The sequence below is a fragment of the Brenneria izadpanahii genome (genome assembly GCF_017569925.1).
Taxonomy (GTDB): domain Bacteria; phylum Pseudomonadota; class Gammaproteobacteria; order Enterobacterales; family Enterobacteriaceae; genus Brenneria; species Brenneria izadpanahii.
Genome location: NZ_CP050854.1, coordinates 3,432,872 through 3,455,089 on the forward strand (window position 1 = coordinate 3,432,872; position 22,218 = coordinate 3,455,089).

The 22,218-nt window shown below is 56.4% G+C and carries 15 protein-coding genes and 2 pseudogenes; 7 read left to right on the forward strand and 10 right to left on the reverse strand.

The genetic code is table 11. From position 1 onward, the window contains the following. Position 1: 1 nt before the first annotated feature. The 3 genes from HC231_RS15320 to HC231_RS15330 are packed head-to-tail and all read right to left on the reverse strand — an operon-like array spanning position 2 to position 5,429. Positions 2-1,255 (reverse strand): thioredoxin family protein, encoded by a 1,254-nt coding sequence (locus HC231_RS15320; RefSeq protein WP_208227520.1) that lies wholly within the window; start codon positions 1,253-1,255, stop codon positions 2-4. Positions 1,256-1,274: 19 nt separating this feature from the next. Then, positions 1,275-2,990: an ABC transporter ATP-binding protein/permease gene (locus HC231_RS15325; RefSeq protein WP_208227522.1), complete on the reverse strand. Its 1,716-nt coding sequence runs from the start codon at positions 2,988-2,990 to the stop codon at positions 1,275-1,277. 12 nt (positions 2,991-3,002) lie between these two features. Then, the gene (locus HC231_RS15330; RefSeq protein WP_208227524.1) at positions 3,003-5,429 is read right to left on the reverse strand and encodes a TonB-dependent siderophore receptor; all 2,427 of its coding nucleotides are present in this window, start codon (positions 5,427-5,429) and stop codon (positions 3,003-3,005) included. A 572-nt stretch (positions 5,430-6,001) separates the two neighbouring features. On the opposite strand from HC231_RS15330, the gene HC231_RS15335 reads away from it, so the two are divergent. The 6 genes from HC231_RS15335 to HC231_RS15360 all read left to right on the forward strand — a co-directional run bounded on the left by HC231_RS15335 (position 6,002) and on the right by HC231_RS15360 (position 10,382). Then, positions 6,002-6,520 carry a sigma-70 family RNA polymerase sigma factor gene (locus tag HC231_RS15335; RefSeq protein ID WP_208231362.1) on the forward strand — a complete coding sequence of 173 codons (519 nt, stop codon included), beginning with the start codon at positions 6,002-6,004 and terminating at the stop codon, positions 6,518-6,520. 21 nt (positions 6,521-6,541) lie between these two features. Then, complete coding sequence (locus HC231_RS15340; RefSeq protein ID WP_208227526.1) at positions 6,542-7,498, forward strand: FecR family protein; 957 nt, start codon at positions 6,542-6,544, stop codon at positions 7,496-7,498. A 91-nt stretch (positions 7,499-7,589) separates the two neighbouring features. After that, on the forward strand, positions 7,590-8,477 hold the full coding sequence (locus HC231_RS15345) for an energy transducer TonB (RefSeq protein ID WP_246494535.1): 888 nt from the start codon (positions 7,590-7,592) through the stop codon (positions 8,475-8,477). 58 nt (positions 8,478-8,535) lie between these two features. After that, entirely contained in the window at positions 8,536-9,291 is a 756-nt protein-coding gene (locus HC231_RS15350; protein WP_208227528.1) for a MotA/TolQ/ExbB proton channel family protein, read from the forward strand. Between the two features lie 28 nt (positions 9,292-9,319). Further along, on the forward strand, positions 9,320-9,745 hold the full coding sequence (locus tag HC231_RS15355) for an ExbD/TolR family protein (protein WP_208227530.1): 426 nt from the start codon (positions 9,320-9,322) through the stop codon (positions 9,743-9,745). A 283-nt stretch (positions 9,746-10,028) separates the two neighbouring features. After that, the gene (locus tag HC231_RS15360) at positions 10,029-10,382 is read left to right on the forward strand and encodes a cupin domain-containing protein (protein WP_208227532.1); all 354 of its coding nucleotides are present in this window, start codon (positions 10,029-10,031) and stop codon (positions 10,380-10,382) included. A 299-nt stretch (positions 10,383-10,681) separates the two neighbouring features. Here HC231_RS15360 and HC231_RS15365 read toward each other — a convergent pair whose 3' ends face one another. The 7 genes and pseudogenes from HC231_RS15365 to HC231_RS15395 form a co-directional block, all read right to left on the reverse strand. Then, entirely contained in the window at positions 10,682-12,097 is a 1,416-nt protein-coding gene (locus tag HC231_RS15365) for an aldehyde dehydrogenase family protein (RefSeq protein ID WP_208227533.1), read from the reverse strand. 837 nt (positions 12,098-12,934) lie between these two features. Then, positions 12,935-13,816: a siderophore-interacting protein gene (locus HC231_RS15370; protein WP_208227535.1), complete on the reverse strand. Its 882-nt coding sequence runs from the start codon at positions 13,814-13,816 to the stop codon at positions 12,935-12,937. Positions 13,817-13,859: 43 nt separating this feature from the next. After that, positions 13,860-16,087 (reverse strand): annotated as a pseudogene (fhuE, locus tag HC231_RS15375) (ferric-rhodotorulic acid/ferric-coprogen receptor FhuE). 475 nt (positions 16,088-16,562) lie between these two features. Continuing rightward, positions 16,563-18,551, reverse strand: a complete 1,989-nt coding sequence (gene fhuB, locus HC231_RS15380) for a Fe(3+)-hydroxamate ABC transporter permease FhuB (protein ID WP_208227536.1) — start codon at positions 18,549-18,551, stop codon at positions 16,563-16,565. Further along, positions 18,548-19,444, reverse strand: a complete 897-nt coding sequence (gene fhuD / locus HC231_RS15385) for a Fe(3+)-hydroxamate ABC transporter substrate-binding protein FhuD (RefSeq protein WP_208227538.1) — start codon at positions 19,442-19,444, stop codon at positions 18,548-18,550. The genes fhuB and fhuD overlap by 4 nt, the downstream gene beginning before the upstream one ends. Then, positions 19,444-20,241 carry a Fe3+-hydroxamate ABC transporter ATP-binding protein FhuC gene (fhuC, locus tag HC231_RS15390; protein ID WP_208227540.1) on the reverse strand — a complete coding sequence of 266 codons (798 nt, stop codon included), beginning with the start codon at positions 20,239-20,241 and terminating at the stop codon, positions 19,444-19,446. The genes fhuD and fhuC overlap by 1 nt, the downstream gene beginning before the upstream one ends. 368 nt (positions 20,242-20,609) lie before the next feature. Continuing rightward, positions 20,610-20,813: pseudogene (locus HC231_RS15395) on the reverse strand (type II toxin-antitoxin system RelE/ParE family toxin); the annotation flags it as partial. A gap of 213 nt (positions 20,814-21,026) precedes the next feature. Between HC231_RS15395 and hemB the strand changes: the two are divergent. Continuing rightward, positions 21,027-22,004 carry a porphobilinogen synthase gene (gene hemB, locus HC231_RS15400; RefSeq protein ID WP_208227541.1) on the forward strand — a complete coding sequence of 326 codons (978 nt, stop codon included), beginning with the start codon at positions 21,027-21,029 and terminating at the stop codon, positions 22,002-22,004. The last annotated feature ends 214 nt before the right edge of the window (positions 22,005-22,218 follow it).

A 22,218-nucleotide genomic window follows, 5' to 3' on the forward strand; every position in this document is an offset into this window, starting at 1 on the left:
ATTAAAACTCCGGCGCTTCGGCCAGCAAGCGGTTGAGCTCCTGCTGCATCCGCGCTTTCACCGGCAGGAAAAGCTGCAGAATGCTTTGATGGAAAACGTTTTCTTTAGCGAGGAATTCCGCGTTTTCCGCCTCCCACACCGCCCTGAGCTCAGCAATCTCCTCTTGATTCAGCTTACCCGTCGAGGTTTTGCGCTCTTGTTCCCTAAACCAGCGAATGCGTTTACCTGGCGTAGCCCGATCCTCGTCGCTCCACCCAGAGAGGATCTCCAGGTGCTGGAACTGCGCCCAGTGGATGTTGATCGCGATATGACCCCACTTATCGCCCTCGGTGGTGACAGGCACCGGCGACAGCAGTTGCAGCAGCGTGGCGAACAGCTGTTCCAGTTGACGATCCGGCCCCTGATAGCCCTGCTGTAACAAAATCGCCTGCTCGCCCACCGTCGCCCAGGCATCAGGCGACGTTTCACGGCCCGCGAGCCGATCGGCGCATAATGCCCGCCAGCGTTCGAGCAACCGCGCCAATTGCGGATCGCGAAAATAACTGGCCCAGGGAGCCGATTCCTCGCTAAACCACCAGTGCATAAAGCGCAGCGGCGCCAGCCGGTAATCCTTGCCGGCGCGCAACGCCGCGAACAGAGCATCCATCTGTTCCGCCGTCAGATAACCGCAGATATCGAGCAGCCGCCCAATGGCGATTGGCAATCCGGTAATGCGCTCAAAGGCATGGTTTTCGGCCTGATGAACCATTGCGGCCGACGCGCTGCCTTTGCCGTCGATCCAGAAGCTGCCCAGCCCCATGCTGATATCGCCTGCCGCAGCATGGCCGATAGCGCGCCGGGCGATAAAATCGTGTAGCTCTTCATCGCCATAAAAACTGGCCCACTCCAGCGCTTCGTCATGCTGCACCGTCGGCTGCGAGGTTAAATCGACCTTATGCCCGGCCAGCCAGGAGATAAGCTGGCCCTGGGATAGAGCGCCCATCTGGCGCTCCGGCTGCGCCTCGCCCTTGAATAACAGCAAGGTAGGAATACCGCGCACGCCAAAGCGCGCCATAATCGCCGGATATTTTTCCACATCGATCTTGGCCACCAGCAGTTTACCCGCGCTGTTTTTCGCCAGCTTGTCGATAATCGGCGACATAGTGCGGCAAGGCGCGCACCACGGCGCCCACAGGTCTATCAGCACCGGCAGTTTCGCAGCGGCCAGAAAACCGTCAAGGCTGGCGTCGGTTAATTCATTTGGTTTATTCAACATGGGGCATCCTATATCGGTGTTAACCGCCCTGCTCGGGCGTCAGGGTGAGAATATGCTGGTGAAAACGCTCCAGCTCTTTGCGGTGAGCCACACTGATAATGGCGCTGTTGGGAAGCTGTTCGATCAGTGTCTGGTAGAGTCTGCTTTCCGTTTCCGGATCCAGCGCGCTAGTCGCCTCATCAAGGAAAATCACATCCGGGCGGTGCAACAACACCCGCGCCATCGCCAACCGCTGCTGTTCGCCGCCGGACAATACCTGCTGCCAGCGTTCGAATTGGGTAAGGGAATCCACGCGCTCCGCCAGGCAGCAGTCCACCAGCGCCTGGCGATATTGCCGCTCGGTAAAGGCTTCCGGTTCGTCGGGATACGCCAGCGCGCTCTTTAACGTACCGACCGGGATATAGCTTTTCTGCGGCACAAACAGTATGCGCACCGCCTGAGGACGGACGATGCCGCCCTCGCCATACGGCCATAGCCCCGCACAGGCGCGCAGCAGCGTGCTCTTGCCGCTGCCCGAACGGCCCCGCACCACCCAGCGTTCGCCGGCCGCTACCTGCCAGTCCGCCAGGCGCGTAAGCACTTCGCCGTTCGGGCGCCGCAGGGTCAGGCCCGCGCAATGGAGCGCCGAACCTCGGTTTTCAAGTCGGATGCCGGCGGGCTGATCGCGGGCCTTATTTAACGCCCAGAGCATATCCCGCAGCCGGTTGGTCAAGGCCATCCAGTTGGTAAAGGATTGATAAGCCTGAGGGAAAAAGGACAATGTGCTAAGCAGCATGCCATAGGCCAAGGTAATCTGGGTCAAGCCGCCCATGGTAATTTGTCCCGACAACAATAACGGCAGCGCCAGCAGGGTCGGCAACGGCGAGAAAACCTGGGAAAACATTTTTTGGAAAAAATTGAGCTTAAAAGATTTGCGCATCAGCAGCAGGGTGTTGTCCCGAACCCGGCTGAAACGGGATACCAGCCGTTGCCCCTCGCGCTCTCCGCCGCCGAAAAAGGCGATCTGTTCGGCATTTTCCCGTATCTGCATGCCGAGGAAGCGGAAATCCGCTTCCACCGTTTGTTTATTCATATTGACGCCAATCAGCACCCTGCCCAGCCAGTGGCTCAAAGCGAGATGGACGAATGAATATAAATAGACGGCAAATACCATGTAGCCGGGAATCGACAATGTCATGCCGCCCAGGGGAATGGACAAAGCGCCGGACAACCCCCACAGCACCACGGTAAACGTCGCTACGTTGACCACGACATGAATCATATTGGTGGAGAGGTTAATCGTGACCTCGGTAAAAAGATTGATATCCTCGGCAATCCGCTGATCGCCGTTGCTGATTAAATTATCCCGCTCCAACTGGTAATACGCGGCGCGCTGAGTCCAGCGCTCCACATAGCGGGCGGTCATCCAGGTGCGCCAGCGTAAAGTCAGGTAATCAATCGCCAATACGCTAACCAGCGGCAATAAAATTGAAATACTGCCGATAGCCAGCGTTTTCAGCATGATGTTGCTGATCAGCGGCCAGTTAAGCGCGACCAGGGCATCGGTTAACCGTCCTTGCAGCTTATTCAAGGCAACATGGGCATAGGTGGTAGTGAAATTAATCGTCAAAATAACGCCGATTAATATCAACGCCAGCCACTTTTCCTGTGATAGCCAAAAAGGGCGAATTAATTGCCACACGCCCGGGCGGTTACCTGCGCCGGGCTGCGCATTTTTTACTGATGGTGTCGTCATGTCGCCTACAAATTAGAACGAATAGGTCGCCGATAGGCGCGCGGTACGGCCCGGCTTGACGCCGATAAAGTTTACGGTGGTTGAGTAATAGTAGAGATCCCGATCGAAGATGTTATCCACACCCAACGTCACGGTATATTTCGGCTGGTGATAGAAAATCGAGGCGTCGGTTTGCGCCCAGCCGCCCATCTTGAAGTAATTATTGGTTGCACCGTTTACGGTCTTGCTGGCGGCATCGATTCCCACGCCGAAGCCCAGCCCCTGCAAACGCCCTTCCTGTAGCTCATAGGTGGTCCAGATGCTGCCGGTGTGTTTGGGCTGGCCGGTAATTTTTCCCTGATAACCGGTAAGTGCGGTTCTATCCGGGTCTTTAGGCTGGGCGAAGGTATAGCTGGCGGCAATATTCCATCCCGGCAGGATCTGGCCATTCAAATCAAAATCGAAGCCTTTGGTCTCCCGCCCTTCCGCGCCGACCGCGTTGCCGGAAATATCAGTAACGGCAACGTTTTTTTGCACGATATGGAATAACGCGGTGGTGATGGTCAGGTTATCGTCCAGCAAATTGAATTTCAGCCCGGCCTCTTTGGATTTACCGGTGGACGGATCCATCAGTTCCTTGGTTCGGGTATTTACCGTGCCGGTGCTATAAAAGCTGTTCAACAGATTAGCGTAAACCGCGATTTCCGGCGTGATATCGTAGCTCACGCCATAACTCGGTATCCATTTGCGTATCTTTTTATCGCCAGTACTCGACGTTGTGCTGCGCAATGTCCATTCGGCGCGCTTCGCCGATAGCTGGAAATGCAATTTATCCCAAACATCGATCTGATCCTGAAAAATGTATCCTTTTTGCACCTGATTGAGTTTATAGGATTCATAGGAAGGATCCGGAATGGCCGGAAATGACAGACTATCGGGATCGTTGTAATTGGCGGTGGTATAAATTCGGCCGGCAGATAAATCCCAACTGATGGTCCTCGCGCGCTGATAATCGTACCCAAGCAGAATATTATGGGCTAACGGCCCGGTATCAAACTTGCCGCGCATATCGTTTTGCAGGCTAAGCGCGTTGAGATCCTGCCGGCTGGCCAGCTCATGGACGACTAACGAACCGTCGGCGCTTGTCCCGTATAACTCGTGCAGGCGGGAATTCACGGTGTTGTCGAGATAGGTCGCCTTACTGTTGAAGGACCAGTTATCCGATAATTTTTGGTTTAATTCATAATACGTCGTCTTGGCATTGATCGATAAATGGTTGTCCTTATCGCCCAAGCGATAGACCGGCAGGCGCTGAATACGGCCATTGCTGTATACGGTTCCCGCCGGGCCAGGCGTCCTGATGCTGTTGAATTCCGCCCCCACCTTAAAATAGGTATTATCCGTTTTCCAGGCCAGTACCGGCGCGGCATAGTCGCCGCGTGTGCCGTTAAAATCAGGGAAACTGTTATCCGCCCGCATCGTCGAAGCGTTTAAACGATAGAGAAACGTTTTATCGTCGTTCAGCGGACCGCCAAGATCGATGGCGGTTTTCACTTCGCCATATTTGGCTACTTCGAATTTTATCGTATGCAGCGGATCGTCGGTGGGCGCCTTACGCACCAGGTTCACCGAACCGGCCGGCGAGCTATTGCCGGCCAGCACCGCCTGCGGCCCTTTCAGCACTTCCACCCGATCAAGACCATCGATATTGGAATAGCCGGTGGCGCTGCCGTTCACGGTAGCGCTAGGGTTGGAGACACCGTCGGTGGAACCTGAGGTAACGTTAAAACCGCGGATGTATACGGATTTTTCACCGCGGTTGCTGCTGCGCAGCGTCACGCCGCCGGCGCTGCGCAAGGCATCCTCCACCGAGACGGCCTGGCGATCGTCAATCAGTTTGCGGCTGATGACCTGTACCGACTGCGCCGTATCCTGCAAGGAGAGATTGGTGCGGGTGGCGGTGCTGGACATCGAGGGGTTATACACCGTGGCGTCTTCGCTTTGATCCGCGCTGCCGCTGACAAGAATGGACGGCAGCGTTTGCCCGCTGTCCTTTGCCGCCTGCAAATCCGATGCGCCCGTCGTCGACATACTTGTGCTGACGGCATCAATGGTCAGGGTGCCGTTGGCCGTCGTGGTGAGGGAAAGCGGCGTGCCCTGCAACTGACGCATTATCGCTTGTTCAAGCGTAAAATCGCCATCAATGGGTTTGGCCTGGTAAGGCGCCACCAGTTTGGGATTGAAAGAAATGGTCTGCTGGCTCTGGCGCGCAATCGTTAATAGCCCTTGTTCCAGGGAGCCCGCCTGCACCGAAAAATGTATTGGCGCGGCTGACGCCGCGTAGGCTGTCTGCGGCGACAATAATGCGCCATTCGCCACGGCAAAAGTTATATTTATCGCCAACGCCAACCGGCTTGGGCTAATACGTTTCTTCCATCCGCGCAGCTGTGTTTCACTCATTGATTCGGCTCCCAGTAAAAGGGCAAAGAAGGTATTGCGACGCCATATTGTTATGGGTCAGTTAGTTTTCTCAGTGTGTATGTGCAACGGGGGGGCAAATGTGTCACCGGATAACACGTATTTTTTGCGATAAATAAAATTATTCGGCGTAACGTATTAATTCATTGACTATTTTTCTCGTTAATATTCTTTGTTATTCCGCGTCTCATCACCGATATATTGCCCGCAGGGTGGGCAAACCGCGCCGCCGCGGCACTATTTAAGTGCGAAATGGCGGAGATATCGTCAGTCGGCTATCCATTATTGTGCAATTACCCATTTATTACGCTACGCATATAACAAAACTTGTCTTAGCAAAGAAAAAAATATACTTATATTCTATAGATATAAGCTAGAGATAAATATTATTGGCTCATTTATTGCTGAGCAGGTTTGAATTAGCCTTCCGCTTTGCGAGCGGTAGAACGCGAGTAACTGCTAAACGCGCCGTTATTCCAGGATCGGCTGTCAACGATCCTTTGTTGGGGCCCGGAGAAGGTTTACGCTTAGATTTAAGACAGACGGATGAGATGATGCCTGCCGAATTTACCAGCCGAACAGATGCATTAACGCTTATTTTTCGTAGCGATTACCGGTGGCTCACCGATAAGCTGAGACGGCGGATTAGCCATGGCACCGGCGCGGAAGATATCGCCTCCGAAGCGTTTGTGCGCCTGGCCGCAATCCCGGATCTGCTTAACATTCGCCAGCCGCGGGCCATGCTCACCACGCTGGCCCAGCGGATATTGTATGAAACCTGGCGCCGCCGCGATCTGGAGCAGGCTTATCTCAACGCGCTGGCAAGTAGCCCGCAGATCTGCCACCCCTCGCCGGAAGAGCAGGAGATGGTTATTGAATCTTTGCTGGCCATTGACCGCGCGCTGGATGGCTTATCCATTAATGCGCGCAAGGCTTTTTTATTTAACCAGCTAGACGGCATGACCTACGCTGAAATCGCCAAAGAGTTGGGCGTTTCGGCCAGCATGGTGCGCAAGTACGTGGCGAAAGCGCTTACCAACTGTTATCTGGCGACCGCGGGCCAGATTGAGTAACCGATAACCAGCAGAAAAATAATGAGATCATTCCAACGCCCCGATCCCGCCGCCCAGCAAGCCATCGAATGGATGGTGTTGTTACGCTCCGGCGAAGCCACGGATGAGGATTTCCGCTCATACGAACGCTGGCGTTATTCCGACGCCAGCCACGACGCCGCCTGCGCCCAAATAGAAAATACGCTGGGTAAAATTCAATCGCTGACGCATACCATTCCACGGGAAAACGTGCGCCAGACTCTGCTAGCCCCTTCCAGCCGCCGCAAGTTTTTGCAAACCACCCTGAGCATCGCCGCCGTCGCCGTGGTGGGCGGCCTGGTGGTGAATCAAAAATATCCGGTGCCTTATCTGTTGTCCGATATTCACACCAATACCGCCCAACGGCGGCGCATTGAACTGGGCGACGGTAGTATTCTGGATATGAACGCGCGCACTGCGCTGGATGTCGCTATCAACGATAACCTGCGCAATGTTGAGCTGCATACCGGCGGCTTTATTGCCAACGTGGCGAATGACGTCAGACCGTTCAGCGTTCATACCGAAATGGGTCGCATCCTGGCAAGCGAAGCGCGTTTTAACGTGCGCCAGGAATCAGGCGGCATCCACCTAGCGGTGTTGGACTCGGTGGTAAAGGTCACCAACCTGAGCGGCGAAAACCAACTGGTCGAAGCCGGCAGCGGTCTGTGGTTCAACCATGACACGCTGATGCCGATCGCCATTTCCCCCAATGCCGAAACAGCCTGGACTCAGGGTCGGCTGGAAGTACAGGATACCTCTCTGAGTTCGGTTATCGATGCGCTAAGAAATTACAGTCCGGCGGTTATCCGCCTGGATCCGGCGATTGCCGGCCTGCGCGTCAGCGGCAACTTCCCGCTGGATGATGTGCCTTACACGCTTGACGCCCTGGCTCAAACCATGCCGATCGCCATCACCCGCACCACCGGATATTGGATTCGCATTACTGCAGCCAACGTTTGACCACAATCTTTTTTCACTTTTTCCCCCTGGCTGGTGTCACTTTTGCTTCTTCATTGCACATACAGGATAAGTCCCCCCAGGATTGCGCATCATGCGGGTTAAGGCAGTCAGGATTTATCGAGAGGTAGTGGTGAAAGCACAGCACCTGATATTGAAAGAGAGGATTGAAGTGCCGAGGAGCGCAGCGCCCGCCATGCTTTTGCCCGCTGGGCCAGCGGCGGCGAAAAAAGATCGTTTGCCTCAGTTGACGATGGCATCGGTAGCGCTGATCCATTTGGCGCTGATTGGGGCTGCGATTACCCACACCACGCAATACCGGCCGCTGGACATCATCAATCCTGCCGAGCAAACCAGCGTGCAGGTGACCATGGTCGAGATGCCGCAGCCCGAGCCGCCGCCGGAACCCCAGGCCGCCACCGAAACGCCGGCGTTGTTGACGGCGGAAAATAGCGAACGCGAAGTGACGCAAGGCGAGCCGGCATCGCCGGTGCCTGCGCCGGCGATGCCGGCGGCGGCGAAACCGAAACCGAAGCCCAAACCTACCCCACAAATCGTACCGAAATCCAAGCCGGTGCGAGAAGCCGCCCGACCGACGAGCGAGGAAAAATCCTCTCCGGTGCAAAACGCCAAGGTCGCCGATAAGACAGCGATCCCGGCGACGGCCAAAGGCGAAATGCTGAAAAGCGTGCCCAACGCCACACCGAAAATGGTTTCTACCGTCGGCTGCATGGTGCCGGCGCCCGACTACCCCCGCAAGGCAAAACGGCTGCGCGAGGAAGGTGAGGTGCTGATTCGCCTGACGATCAATGCCAACGGCACGCTGGGGCGTGGCGAAGTCGCCCGCAGCAGCGGTTATGAGGATCTTGATCAGGCGGCGATGGCGGCGGTTTCCGGCATACGCTGTAATCCGTATCTGGAAAACGGCCAAGCGATTGCCGTTATGACGGTACAACCCGTGACGTTTAAATTATCCCGTTAGCCCACCTGGCGGTGGATGACCATGACCGATAGCGTTTATTGATAATCGAGGAAGCAAAATGAATGAGTTTGGCATTGAGCACGTTTGGCAGCAGGGCGACATCGTCACCCGCTCGGTGGCCCTGGTTCTACTGGTCATGTCCGTGATGTCCTGGTCGGTGATTGTGATTAAATGCATACAGGGCGCGGGGCTGCGCAAAATCGCCCTGCGCACTAAGCACCGTTTCTGGAGCGAAAAAACGCTGCCGGCCGCCATCGAATCATTGGGCGATAGCAGTAATAACCCATTTCGCGATCTGGCGATAGCCGGCCATGCGGCGATGTCCCACCAGTACAATATTGAGGCTGGCATCAGCAATAATCTTGATATCAGCGACTGGCTGGCGCGCGAGCTGAAAAACAGCATTGACGATAATAGCGCGCGCCTGCAATCGGGCCTGGGGATCCTCGCTTCCATCGGCAGCACCGCGCCGTTTGTTGGCCTGCTGGGGACTGTATGGGGCATTTATCACGCATTGCAGTCCATCAGTATGGTAGAACAGCCGGATCTGGCCCATGTCGCCGGCCCGGTCGGCGAAGCGTTGATCATGACGGCGTTCGGCCTGTTCGTCGCCATCCCGGCAGTGCTTGGTTTTAATACCATCAACCGGCGCAACCGCACTTTGCAACATGCCATCGCCCGCTTTGCCCACGATCTGCATGCCTATTACCTCACCGGTTCGCGCATTACCAGCGCCGATGTTACCGAACTACGCGCGGCCGACGCCGTAACGACCCATCGCGTTCAGCCGTTTCGCGCTGGCCAGTCGGTGTAATGGCAAGAATCAGAGGGGAAAACGGATAATGAGCATGTCAGGTAACTCGCCGTTTGAAAGCGATGAAGAGACGCTGGTCAACGATATCAACATGACGCCGTTTATTGATGTCATGCTGGTGCTACTGATTGTATTTATGATTACCCTACCGGTGATAAACCACGCGGTAAAAGTCAATCTGCCCAAGGCCAACGCCAGTGTGCTGGAAAAGGATCCTCAATCCATTGATATTTCAGTGCTGGCCGACGGCAGTATCTCCTGGGATAAACAGCCTGTTGATGACGCTACCTTGAAATCCCGGCTGGAAGAAACGGCCCGGCGACCACAATTGCCCCATTTACGTATTTACGCCGATAAGGCATCGGAATATGGACGCGTATCCTTTGTGATGACCAGTGCGCAAAGCGTCGGCCTGACGAAATTTGATTTCGTCGTCGATAAAAACGCCCAGTAAACAGCACAACCGCACATAAAATCGAGCCGTCGGGTTCCCGGCGGCTTATCGTTAAGTAAAAGGGTTATGGAAAAACTTGTCGTTAATCCGGCCGCTGTTGGGTAGCAACAGAAACCAGGGCGTCGGCTTATGGCGCGCCGCCTGTCCTATCCTGTCATGGCAGGGAAAAGGCCAATTGCCGTCCGGCTGAGGCTACTGACAGAATCTGTCAGCATTATGCGTTACCTTACCTTTATCAATCATCGGAACAGCAACGTTAACTGGATGAATTTATAGGGGTTTTATGTACTATAACAACAACGCCGGCCGCCATTATCAACCCACGCCATACCCCGGCATATCCTATGCTCCGCTATGGCGCAATAACCTCGGAGGCGGTCATACCCTGCTCAAGCTCGAAGCCGGAGCCAGTCTGCCCCTACACAGGCATCCGGGGTGGGAACAAATTCATGTCATTAAAGGCCGCTTGCAGGTTAACGCTCAACGCCTGGAGCCGGGCGATCATCTGCTTCTGGACGCAGGAGAAAGCCATAGCGTCAAGGCGCTGGAGCCGAGCGTCTATCTTGCTTTATCCGAGAAGGCTGGCGCGGAAATGCTTGTCAGCAACGACGCCGATTGCGGGAAAGAGCCGCGTTGAATTGCATTATCACCCAATGGTGAATTTCGATATTTTTAACTCCATCGGGAAAGCAGGCGGATTACGTCCGCGCTGTCGCCGTTATTCTTTGCGGCAGGAAACCATAATCCAACTCCAGCCTAAAATCAGGCGCTACGATTATGGTATTCCCGCTGCCGCCGGCCGCCCCGCTATGGCGCCATCGTCAACGATTCGGCCTGACGCGAAGGCGAACTTATGCGCTATCCTGCCTGCGCGCTGGAATGCATGTGTGCATTATTATGCGAAAGGCAGGCAGACTGCGGCCTGGCCGCGCCCGCTTACTCCGCCCATATTTCTTCATCGGTTGGCACATGCTTACCCGTAATCACTTTGCCGATGCGGCTGACATTCATCAGGTGCTTGTAGTCAAGGTTTTCCGAAATGGAATTTCCCCCCCAGGAACCGCAGCCTAGCGTCGTGGTGGGCGCGAACCCGTTGGTCAGCGATCCCCCCGCCGTCGTGCCCGAGCTCTGGTTGACGACCAGACGGCTTATGGGCAAGGCCAGCCCCATGGCGCGAATATGCTGTTCATCGTTGGAGTGCAATGCGGCCGTATGCCCTGCGCCCTCCACCAATAGATTAGCCTTAGCGTTGTCCACTGCCTCATCGAAGGTCCGGTAGGGTAGAATCGCCACCACCGGGCACAATTTTTCACGGGCCAGAACATCCTCTTTGCCCGCCCCCTTGGCCGGCAGCAGAATGATGCGAACTCCCTCCGGCACATTGATCCCCGCCAACGCGCCGATCAGTTGGGGCGACTTGCCTACGATGTCCTTATTCATACGGCCGTCGGGAAACACGACGTCGCGCAGTTTCTGGACAACGGCGGGATCTGAGGAGAACCACACCTTGCCCGTGGCCAGAAATTGATCGATGACCGTCTGGTAGCTTTCCTCCGGCGCCAGAACGAACTGCTCATGCGAGCAGATGATGCCGTTGTCGAAAGCCGCCCCGGCGACGATCTTCCCGCAGGCGTCCTTTAGATCCGCTCCCCGGTCGATAACGACGGGAACATTGCCCGGCCCCACGCCAAGGGATGGCCGGCCTGATGAATAGGCGGCTTTCACCATCGCTCCGCCGCCGGTAGCCACGACGACGTCCACCGCGCCCATCAACTCCTTGGTGATGCTGAGCGACCCATTGACCACCGTCTGGACCAAATCTTCCGGCGCGTCATGCCGGCGCAGGATCTGGCGGAACGCCTTGACGACCAGCGCGTTCACCTCTTCGGCATTCGGATGCGGGGCGAAAATCACGGCGTTGCCGGTCTTCAAGGCAAACATCGCGTTGCACATCGGGGTGACAACCGGATTGGTAACGGGACAGATGGAAGCCACCACGCCCATGGGTTTGGCGATCAATACCAGATTGGCCTCAGGCTCCTCGCCAATAATGCCGCGGCTTTTCTTGCCCTTCAGGCTATTCCAGATGAGGCGCGACTTGCCCATGCATTTCGCGACCTTGTCTTCAAAAACGCCGTAACCCGTTTCGTCAACTGCTCTGCGGGCCAGATCTTGCGCATTGTCGTAAATGAATTTCGCAAAATCGCGCACGATGGCGTCCACCTGCTGCTGCGAAAACGTTTCAAACGCTTTCTGCGCGGCGCGGGCAAGACCGACGAGTTGGGACACTTGGGCCGAAGCGTTGGCCGTAGCTACTCGGGATTCATTCAATTCAGCGACTATATTAGCCATAATTTATATCTCCTTAAGACACACCGATTCGATACGCACATGTACGCTTGATAATCGCGCCACGCTCTATTTCGGGAGGAGGGGTCATAAGGGGAATCGCTATCATTACGGCGCGCCTGCCCGCAGTCAGAATGGTTCGGCTTACCGGCGCCGTCCGGCAATAGGCTCCAGCCAATAATTATATTTTTAATCACATCGGACATAATAATTTATTCATCCATTCGTAATCATATATATTTAAATCAGTTTTAGACGCCAACTCTTCTAAATTTCAAGATGGCTAATAAGATGAAAGGAAGTATATTTCTCCCCGGCAACGAATACTTTAGCGATCTTGGGTCAAATAATGACTTTAATACCGACCACCATCACACATTGCTTTCGGCTTATTCACAATGTTGTTTTGCTCGCCGGGGCAATGCATCGCTTTTTGATATTAAATAGAAATCCAATGTTTAAACCGTTCGCCCCGCGGCGTAAGAAATTACGTTAAGGCGGGCGACTCCGCGCATGAGCGGTATGGATGCGGCGAGAACCGGCGGCGCGCCGGACAAAAACGCCGGGACGCGTTTCTGAATAGCGCTTGCGCCGGCCCGGTAGAATGAGTCAAAAGGATGAGACGAGTATTCCATCGCCGGCGGTTCGAAAAAGGAGGCGATATTTTTTATGATGTCGGCGTTCAGGAAATCGGCGAGCAGGATCCTTTTAACGTTTTATCTTAAAAGAATCGCGGTAAGCATCCGCCGCTTTAATCAACGGCCTTAAGCGGGTATAGAATGGCCCGGTATCAGGGCCATTCTAAAAATAATCAAGCGGCGTTTTCGGCCCTTCGCTTCGTCAAGATTTAGCCCAATACGCCATGAAATTAATCGCCTCACGCGGCACGCCGCGCTCGCCAATCAAATAGCGGCGCAACAGTTTTACCGCCGTCGATTCCGCCGCCACCCAGCCATAAAATTCGCTGTTTGCGGTGGTCGCTTTATCCCACAGCAACTCGCCTTCAGCCTCTTCCCGCACCGCTTCGCGATGACCGCTTTCCGGCACCCTGACCCGCTCTTTTACCGCCTTAACCAGACATTCGCCGTGCGCCGCGCCGGCGGGGTTGCGCGCCAGCCAGATTATCTCCGCAAAACTAAATTCGTTCAGATCCACGCAATCTCCGGTCTCCGGCACTTCAAAGAAAGCCTGTACCTGCGGCGGATTCTCCTGGCAGGCGATCAGTTCCAGGATCCCTCTGGCCGCAGGGAGCGCGGTTTCATCGGCAATAATCAACGCGTTGCGCAGCCCGGCGGGCGGCATCCACTCATAGCCGCCGCTATCTTCTTTATGCGCCGCATTCGGCGCAATGATCTGAATAGCGTCTCCCGGTGCGGCGTTAATCGCCCATGCCGAGGCCGGGCCTTCAGTACCGTGGCTGACGAACTCCACCGTCGCCTCCTGACGCTCACGATCGACATGACGCAGCGTATAAGTACGGATCACCGGGCGCTTTTCTTTCGGCAGCGACAGCGCGATTTGATACCACTGCCCTTCCTCGGGAAGCGAAGGCGGCGTGCCGTCTTCGGAAGGAAACAGCATTTTGATGCGCTGATCCGGCGCGTCGCGTTTCATTTGAGCCACTTCCGCGCCGCTAAACACCAGGCTTAGCAGCGAAGGAGAAACGGCGGTCTTGCGCGCCAGTTGCACGTTAAACAGGCGGTATCCCTGAACTCCGGCCATAACCTTTCCTTACTCTTTATTCGCGGATAAAAGCGATCGGTTATCAGAATGTATAGTTAACGCTGACCGAGTAATTGCGGGGTTCGCCGTAAATAACGCCGCCCGTCAGCCCAGTGTTGTATTCACGATCAAACACATTCTTCACGTTCGCCTGCACCGATAGGTTCTTATCCACCTGGTAACGCGCGAACAGGTCAGCCAGCGGGTAGCTCCCCTGATACAAACGAACCGTATTGCCCGACGGCCCGGTCAGATCTTTAAACGTCCGGTTCTGCCAGTTGACGCCGCCGCCAACGGTCAATTGCGGCAGCATAGGCAGGTTATAGCTGGTAAACAGTTTCAGCTGCGTTTGCGGCAGGTTGGAATTAACCCGATCGTTATTGATGTCCTTCGCCACATAACGGCTGGCGCTGAACGTCAGCATAAGGTTATCGGTGACTGCGCCATTCAGTTCAAACTCCGCGCCGCGGCTCACCACGCCTTTAGACGCATAGTAAGCATATTCCGAGCTGCCCGGCACCAGGGACGTGCCATCCTGCTGACCCAGATTTTCTTGCTCAATACGGAATACGGAGAGTGAAGCCGTCAGCCGGCCATTAAACCAGTCGGATTTAACGCCCGCCTCATAATCTTTTCCGATCACCGGTTTCAGATAGGCGCCCTGACGATCGCGGTAGGTCTGGGGCTGGAAAATGGAGGTATAGCTGACAAACGCGGAATAGGTGTCATTAATGTCATAAACCAGACCGCCGTACGGCGTCAGGTTGTTTTTATCCATATTAGCGGTGATGCCGTTTGTGCTGTATTGCGTATAACGCGCGCCGACAATAAGCGATAGCGGATCGGTAAGAGAGAAGCGCGCCGCCGCGTAGCCCGCTTTCTGGCGAATGGTATCATCCCCGTTAAGCGCCCATTCCCCCAATCCGGTTCAGCCACGTTGCCGCTCCAGCCATTGGTGCTGCCTACGTCATTGGCGCTTACCGTTACAAAACGGCCATAGTAACGATTGCGCTGGCGGCTGTAATCCAACCCTACGACAAGCTCATGCTGCCGCCCCAGCAGTTCAAACGGACCTGACGCATAGGCGTCGATGGCATCCTGCGTGCGAAGGCCGTCATACCAGCCGCCATAGGCGGAATAATCATTGGTAAGAAGCCCGGTGGTTTTATCCGCGAATCCGCTTACATAAAACAGTTTGCTGTCAAAATCCGTTTCTGAGTGCGCGCCATTCAGCCGTACCTGCCAGCCGTTGTCGAAGTTGGTGGTCAAATTGGCGAAAACCTTGCGCGACAGAATATTATAATGCGTCCAATCGGCCGCGGGGTTGGAGCTGCGATCGTAATGGGTTGGTTCGCCATTCGAGTACCAGGCCGGCAAACCGCCCCAGGTGGGATTGCCGGTGTTCCGCTCCAGGTAGCTATACCCCACATCAACCGTCGTTGAGTCCGTCAGGTCAGCCTCAATATCGCCATAGAGGAATTTTTTGCTTTGATGGTAGCGATCGAGCCAACTGTCCTTATCCTGATACCCAGCCACAAGGCGGCCGCGTAGCGAACCTGACTGATTCAGCGGCCCGGAAACATCGGCGACATAGCGCTGATCGTTCCAACTGCCGTAGCTGGCGCTTAAATTACCGGTAAAGGTTTTACTATCCGCTTTCTTACGCACCATATTGATGGAAGCGCCAGGGTTTCCGCTTCCGGTCATCAGGCCGGTGGAGCCGCGCACGATTTCAATACGATCGAAGATCGCGGCGTCATCGTCGGTATCGCCGAAGTTCCATGACGCATTTTGCGTGGTGGGAATATCATCATAGGTATAATTGTTGATATAAAACCCACGCGAATAAAAATCGAAACGTTCGGTATCATTCTGTGATGTTGAAATACCGGCGGCGTTATGCAGTACATCGCCAATATTTTGCAGATCCTGATCTTTAATACGTTGCTTGGTGACGACACTCACCGCCTGCGGGATATCGCGCGGAGTCAGGTTAAGTTTTGTGCCGGCGCGGGTGGCCGGCACGGTATAGTCACGTTCCGGCTGGCTAACGCCGTCGGTATTGTCTCCGCCGCCGGCGCTCACCACCACCGTATCGCCATTATTACTCTGCCGAGCCTGGGAAGAGTCGGGCGCGGAGGTCGTGTCCGCTGCATGGGCGGCGGCAAGGCCCAGCGCATTCGCCACGCCCAAAGCGATAAGCGAAACAGTGAAATAGTGCTTCACTCTCTTTACGCCGGACGCCCCGCCGCTGACTTGTTTGAAAGACATGATACTTCCTCGTTAGCATTTTGGTCTTGACGCCACAGACGATCATCTCAGTTAAGAAATTCGGCGGATGCGTCGAAAGCGCGTTAAAAACCGATTAACAATCTTGATAGCCAAGACAATAAATACAAATAATAATTACTACCATTATCATGCATGATGTATTTAGTAAGCATTGTAATGATTTGGAAACAAAATATTTCCATGCAATAATTATGTAAAAGATGATCAGTTTTTTCTGTGGCCGGCGTACCCAGCGCCGTCAGCGCCGCAACATACAACGCGCCGCTATTGACGCCCTGAGCGAAGCGCCGGAATGAGTCTGTGACGGGAAGATAGCGCGACAACCGGCGTAGGCGGGGCCGGTATCGTTGATGCCTAAGTCAGACCGCCATAGAGGGGAAAATGGTTCTTTCCCATCGCAGCCGACAGCCGTCGGCGCGATACGGGGCAAAAGGAACGATTGCGCCGACGCCAGTCAAAACGACTGACGCCTCAGCAGGTAAACAAAATAAGGCGCGCCGATAAACGTCGCCAACAGTCCGGTCGGGATCTGGTACGGGAACATCACCATCCGTCCGCACCAATCCGCCGTAATCATCAGCAGTCCGCCCAGTAACGCCGCCATCGCCATTTGCGGCATCGCGCGGCGAAAACCCAGCAACCGCGCCATATGCGGCGCCATCAGGCCGATGAAGCTCAATGGCCCGACGGTCAGCGTAGCCATCGCGGTCAACGTCGCGGCCAGCAGCAGCAGCGCCAAACGGGCCGGCGTCAGCGCCACCCCCACCGCGCGGGCGGCCACGCCGCCCAACGGCAAAATCGTCAGCCAACGACGGCACAGCGGCGTCAGAGCAATCAGCGCCGCGGCAAGCCATGCGGTACGTACCGCCTGTTGCGCGTCGACCGCGTAAGTCGAACCGGAAAGCCAGGTCAGGAGTCCGGCCATCCGCGGATCGCCGCTGGCCAGCAGCAGATACATGGCGGCCGAGAACGCCGTACTGAGCGCAATTCCGGCCAATAGCATCCGCTCGGTCGAAAAACCGCCGCGGCCAGCCGCAATCATAATAATCAACAGCGTGGCCGCGGCCCCCAGGCTGCCCGCCGGCAGCAGCCAGCCGAAGGCGTCGCCCGGCACCATAAACAGCATGATGACCACGCCGAAAGCCGCTCCGGAACTGATGCCCAGCACTTCCGGGCTGGACATCGGATTGCCGGTCAGTTTCTGGATCAGCGTTCCCGCAACGGCCAGCATCATCCCCGCGGCCAGCGCGGACGCCAGGCGCGGCCAACGCCACGGCAGCAGCGCATCCAGCTCGGAACCCAGACTCCAATGCCAACCCGACGCGTTTTGGCCCAGCGTCAACGCCAGCGCGCTTCCCGCCAGCAGTATCGCCCCCGCCGCCGCATACCCGATCAGCGGCCGCCGCCTTTCCGCCGGCGCGTTATCCGCCGGCGACATGGCCGGCGGCGAGGCATTGCCGCGCAAACGCGGCAGCAGCCATAACAACAGCGGCGCGCCAATCAGCGCGGTAGCGGAGCCGGTCGGGATCTCACGCCACACCTGCGTCAACCAGATCATAATCTGGTCGGTCAGCCAGAGCAGCAACGCTCCCAGCAGCGGCGTCAGCAATATCCGCTGTAATAAACGGCGCGCCCCGAGTATTCTCGCCATCAGCGGAGCAAACAGACCGATAAAGCCAATCACGCCCACCGCATTCACCAGCATGGCGCTGAAAATAATCGCCAGCGCCAACGCGCCCGCGCGTGCGGCATTCAACCCCAAGCCAAGGTTACGCGCCACACCGTCATCCAATCCAAGCAGCGTCAGCGGACGCAGCAGCAGCAGCGCCAACAGCGCGGCGATCAGCAACCGGGGCAACAAAAACGCCGCCGTTCCCCACCCCTGCTGGTTCAACGCGCCCGTCCCCCACAGAAAGACGCTCTGCATATCATCGGAATGAAATAACGCCAGCAGGCTGCTCAGCGCGCCGCAATATAATCCCAGCACCAGACCGGCCAAAATCAACGTCACCGGCGACATGCGTTTGCCCCAGGCGACGCCGAACACCAGCCCGCCCACGATCAGCGCGCCCAGCATCGCCGCCAGTTGCCGGGTGACCTCTCCCCCCGGCAACATCCATAGCGTAGCGACGGTCAAACCAAGCTGAGCGCCGGCGGAAACGCCCAGCGTCGCCGGCTCCGCCAACGGATTGCGCAGCACCTGCTGGAACAGCACGCCGACCAGCCCCAACCCCGCCCCCACCAGCAGCGAAACGGCAAGGCGCGGCAGCAGGCTATAGTGGAACAACATTTGGCTAATATCGTCGATATCCGGCGCAAAAGCCCCCTGCCGCCACTGCGCCATCGGCAACTGCTGCCCCAGGTTGTAAAGCGTTAAACACAGCGCGGCGGCCAGCAGCGCCCCCAACGTCGTCAACGGAAACATTCGCATACGTGAACTCATCGGCGGCTCTCCTGCGCCTGCATCAACAAACGGCAAAAGCGCATGGCGGATAAGGTCGCGCCGTAAAACCACACCGCCGGCACCCGCCGGAGCTGATTCTGCCGAACGAACGGCAAAGCCTGCCAAAGCGGGGTGGCGCTGACGCTATCGAACACCATTTGATCATGATGTTCGAGGAGAATAGCGCGCGCGCGTTTCACCTCGGCCAGGCGCTCGATCCCCACCACCGTCGTTCCCCAGAAACTGGTTTCCTTCTGCCAGGCATTGCGGATACCCAATTCGGTCATCACTTCCTGGAACAGGCTGTTTTGCCCTATCACCAACACATGCCGGGCATCAATCAGCGAAAACAAGAGCAGCGGTTGCTCGGTATACGCCTGTAGCTGTTGGCGCGCCCGCTGTAAAAAATCGCTGAATTGCGTCAGATGACGTTCCGCCCTATCCTCCAATCCCAGGCGCTGCGCCAGTTGCCTTATGGAGCGCTTACCGACGCTCAGCGGTTTGCCGTTACCGTCGTTGAAGTTGAACGCCATGCTGGGCGCTATCGGCTGTAATTTCTGCGGCGAGGGTCCGTAACCTTGCGCAAGCAGCAGCAGTGAAGGACGCAATTGCTGCAACAATTCCAGGTTCGGTTCGGTACGCTGACCGATGTCTATCACCGACGCCGGCAGACGGGGAGACACCACCCACTGGTTATAATTGGGAATATCCGCCACCGCCATCGGCACGACATCAAGGGCAAACAGCAGTTCCACCGTCTGCCATTCCAGGGCGGCAATGCGGGTTAAATCCGGCGCAGCGCTGCCGCGGCAAGGCAGCGCATAGATAAATGGAGACAGCGCCAACGCCGTCAGCAGACGGCGGCGCAACGGATTGAATGGATGTTCGCTCATCAGTAGACAAAACTCACTGGCGCTCCGCCGCGCGGATGCGGCAGCGTTCCCATCGAAATGCCGTAAATCCGCTCCAGCACCGGAGCGCGCATTAACTCCAGCGGTTCGCCTTGCGCAATGACGGCGCCGGCGCGCAACGCCACCAGACGATCGCAATACCGCGCCGCCATGTTGATATCGTGCAATACGGCGATCACCGTCAGTCCATGCTGACGGCTTAAGCGTTGGATCAAAGCCAGCACCTCCACCTGATGAGCGATATCCAGCGCCGACGTCGGCTCGTCCAACAGCAGGCAACGGCCGTTCTGCGCTACCAGCATCGCCAGCCAGGCGCGCTGCCGCTCGCCGCCGGAAAGGCTATCCACCAGGCGGCCGGCGAACGGTTTCAAACCGACCAGTTCGATGGCCTCTTCAACCCGCTGGCGATCGGCCGCGCCAAAACGCCCTAGCGCGCCATGCCACGGATAGCGCCCGACCGCGACCAGTTCACGCACCGTCATCCCTTCCGCGGCGGGTAATTGCTGCGGCAAATAGGCCACGTGGCGGGCAAACGCCTTGTTGTTCCATTGAGACAGCGGCCGATCGTTCAGCAACACCTGTCCGCCGCTTGGCGCTTGATGGCGGCCAAGAATTTTCAATAGCGTGGATTTGCCGGAACCATTATGGCCGATCAGGCCGCACACCTTCCCTTGCGGGAAGTCCAGCGATAACGGCTGCAACAGCATACGGTCCGATACGGAGAAACTCACCTCCGACAAGGAAAATCTGGCGTCGTGATGATGGTAGTTGTCCTGCATAAGTCCTATCTTTGCCGGGCCGGCGATATGCGGCCCGGTTACCCGGTTAACAACGGTAAGGTTGCCGCGGCAGCCTCTTGACGTTCAGCGCCCCAGCAACCGGCATAGCCGGTATGGCAATGGCGGCAGATAAAAACAACACAATAAAAATAATAAGCGAGATGACAAACCTTCCGGTTCTAACCCCGTCTCCCCCCCCTCACCTTCCCAGGAGCGGGAGAAACCCCGGCGTTTTTAATGCGTTAACGCCGCCCTGACAAGGATGAAGCCGGGAGGGAGTCATTAATGTTCATGTTTCGAGCTTTATCAGCAAACTGAAATAATAATCATTATTATAATTATGTGCACTGAATAATTCGAGCGGCAGGAAAACGGCGGCGGCGCGCATCGCCCCGGCTCTGAACGCGCAACTCTTTCATGTTGCGGTTGCGGGCGCCTGTGATCGTATCGGCGTAAGGTCGGGATAGCATCGGACTTTTTTCATGCAGTACGATAAGCGCCGCGAGTACGCAGGCCCGATCAATATCGTTTAACGTGCTGAACCAGTCAGTTCGAGAAAGCCGAAAAGGCATTGCAATTTTTCGGTAACGGTGAAATGAAGCCACCGGCATAGTGCGAACCGGGCCGCGTTCTGCAGCGATAACGCGCCGTTAACGCGCTTCAGCCTGATACGGCGAAACGTCACAAATATTGTCAGGGAGCGTCCGGGAGTATACTGTTATCGCATTCTTTTTATCGCCGCCGCGGCGTGTTCGCCGGCGGTTGCCTGCTAAACCGAGGTTGCTTTGTCCAGTTATTCTCCCAGTCAGCGGCTAAGACGTTTGCGTCAGAGCCCATCGCTTCGCACACTCTTCCAGGAATCGTCGCTGAGTCTCAACGATTTGGCGCTGCCGATCTTTGTTGAAGAAGAGATTGATGAGTACAAAACCATTCAGGCAATGCCTGGCGTGATGCGCATTCCGGAAAAGCGTCTGGCGTTTGAAATCGAGCGTATCGCGCAGGCCGGCATCCGCGCGGTGATGACCTTTGGTATTTCTCACCATACCGATGATGAAGGCAGCGACACCTGGCAGGAGAACGGTCTGGTGTCGCGCATGTCCCGCATCTGTAAAGATGCCGTGCCGGAAATGATTGTGATGTCCGATACCTGTTTTTGCGAATACACCAGCCACGGACACTGCGGCGTGCTGCATGACCAGGTGGTGGACAACGATGCGACGCTGGTTAATCTGGGCCGGCAGGCGGTTGCCGCCGCGCGCGCCGGCGCTGATTTTATCGCGCCCTCCGCCGCGATGGACGGCCAGGTGGCGGCGATTCGCAAAGCGCTGGATGAGGCCGGGTTCGCCGATACGGCGATCATGTCCTACTCCACCAAGTTCGCCTCTTCCTTCTATGGTCCGTTCCGTGAAGCGGCCGGCACTTCGCTGAAAGGCGATCGTAAAACCTACCAGATGAACCCGATGAACCGCCGCGAGGCTATCCGCGAATCGCTGATCGATCAGGCCGAAGGCGCCGATGCGCTGATGGTTAAACCTGCCGGAGCCTATCTGGATATTCTTCGCGACGTGCGCGAACGCACCGAACTGCCCCTGGCCGCCTATCAGGTGAGCGGCGAGTATGCGATGATCAAATTCGCCGCCCAGGCCGGCGCAATCAGCGAACGCGACGTGGCGCTGGAAAGCCTGGGCGCCATCAAGCGTGCCGGAGCCGATCTGATTTTCAGCTATTTTGCGCTCGATCTGGCGGAAAAAAAGCTGCTGTAAGTCAGCCCCGCCCCTTCCCAGAGCTGTCTCTTAGTCACATTTTTAATGCGGACGCAGAGACGGCTTCGCGCGGCGGAAATTACGCCGCGTAAACGCCCCCCTCCCGTCACACCCCCTACCTTTGTCTATACAGAGACAGTCCTTGGCAAAGGATAAAACCCATTTTTTAATGCATTAGCACCGCCTCCCCCGCCAATTGGGAAAGTCAGAAAGA

Excerpts from the sequence above, each read along its gene's own strand:
- HC231_RS15320 (WP_208227520.1), bottom strand. The coding sequence starts at position 1,255 with ATGTTGAATAAACCAAATGAATTAACCGACGCCAGCCTTGACGGTTTT.
- HC231_RS15325 (WP_208227522.1), bottom strand. The coding sequence starts at position 2,990 with ATGACGACACCATCAGTAAAAAATGCGCAGCCCGGCGCAGGTAACCGC.
- HC231_RS15330 (WP_208227524.1), bottom strand. The coding sequence starts at position 5,429 with ATGAGTGAAACACAGCTGCGCGGATGGAAGAAACGTATTAGCCCAAGC.
- HC231_RS15335 (WP_208231362.1), top strand. The coding sequence starts at position 6,002 with ATGCCTGCCGAATTTACCAGCCGAACAGATGCATTAACGCTTATTTTT.
- HC231_RS15340 (WP_208227526.1), top strand. The coding sequence starts at position 6,542 with ATGAGATCATTCCAACGCCCCGATCCCGCCGCCCAGCAAGCCATCGAA.
- HC231_RS15345 (WP_246494535.1), top strand. The coding sequence starts at position 7,590 with ATGCGGGTTAAGGCAGTCAGGATTTATCGAGAGGTAGTGGTGAAAGCA.
- HC231_RS15350 (WP_208227528.1), top strand. The coding sequence starts at position 8,536 with ATGAATGAGTTTGGCATTGAGCACGTTTGGCAGCAGGGCGACATCGTC.
- HC231_RS15355 (WP_208227530.1), top strand. The coding sequence starts at position 9,320 with ATGAGCATGTCAGGTAACTCGCCGTTTGAAAGCGATGAAGAGACGCTG.
- HC231_RS15360 (WP_208227532.1), top strand. The coding sequence starts at position 10,029 with ATGTACTATAACAACAACGCCGGCCGCCATTATCAACCCACGCCATAC.
- HC231_RS15365 (WP_208227533.1), bottom strand. The coding sequence starts at position 12,097 with ATGGCTAATATAGTCGCTGAATTGAATGAATCCCGAGTAGCTACGGCC.
- HC231_RS15370 (WP_208227535.1), bottom strand. The coding sequence starts at position 13,816 with ATGGCCGGAGTTCAGGGATACCGCCTGTTTAACGTGCAACTGGCGCGC.
- fhuB (WP_208227536.1), bottom strand. The coding sequence starts at position 18,551 with ATGAGTTCACGTATGCGAATGTTTCCGTTGACGACGTTGGGGGCGCTG.
- fhuD (WP_208227538.1), bottom strand. The coding sequence starts at position 19,444 with ATGAGCGAACATCCATTCAATCCGTTGCGCCGCCGTCTGCTGACGGCG.
- fhuC (WP_208227540.1), bottom strand. The coding sequence starts at position 20,241 with ATGCAGGACAACTACCATCATCACGACGCCAGATTTTCCTTGTCGGAG.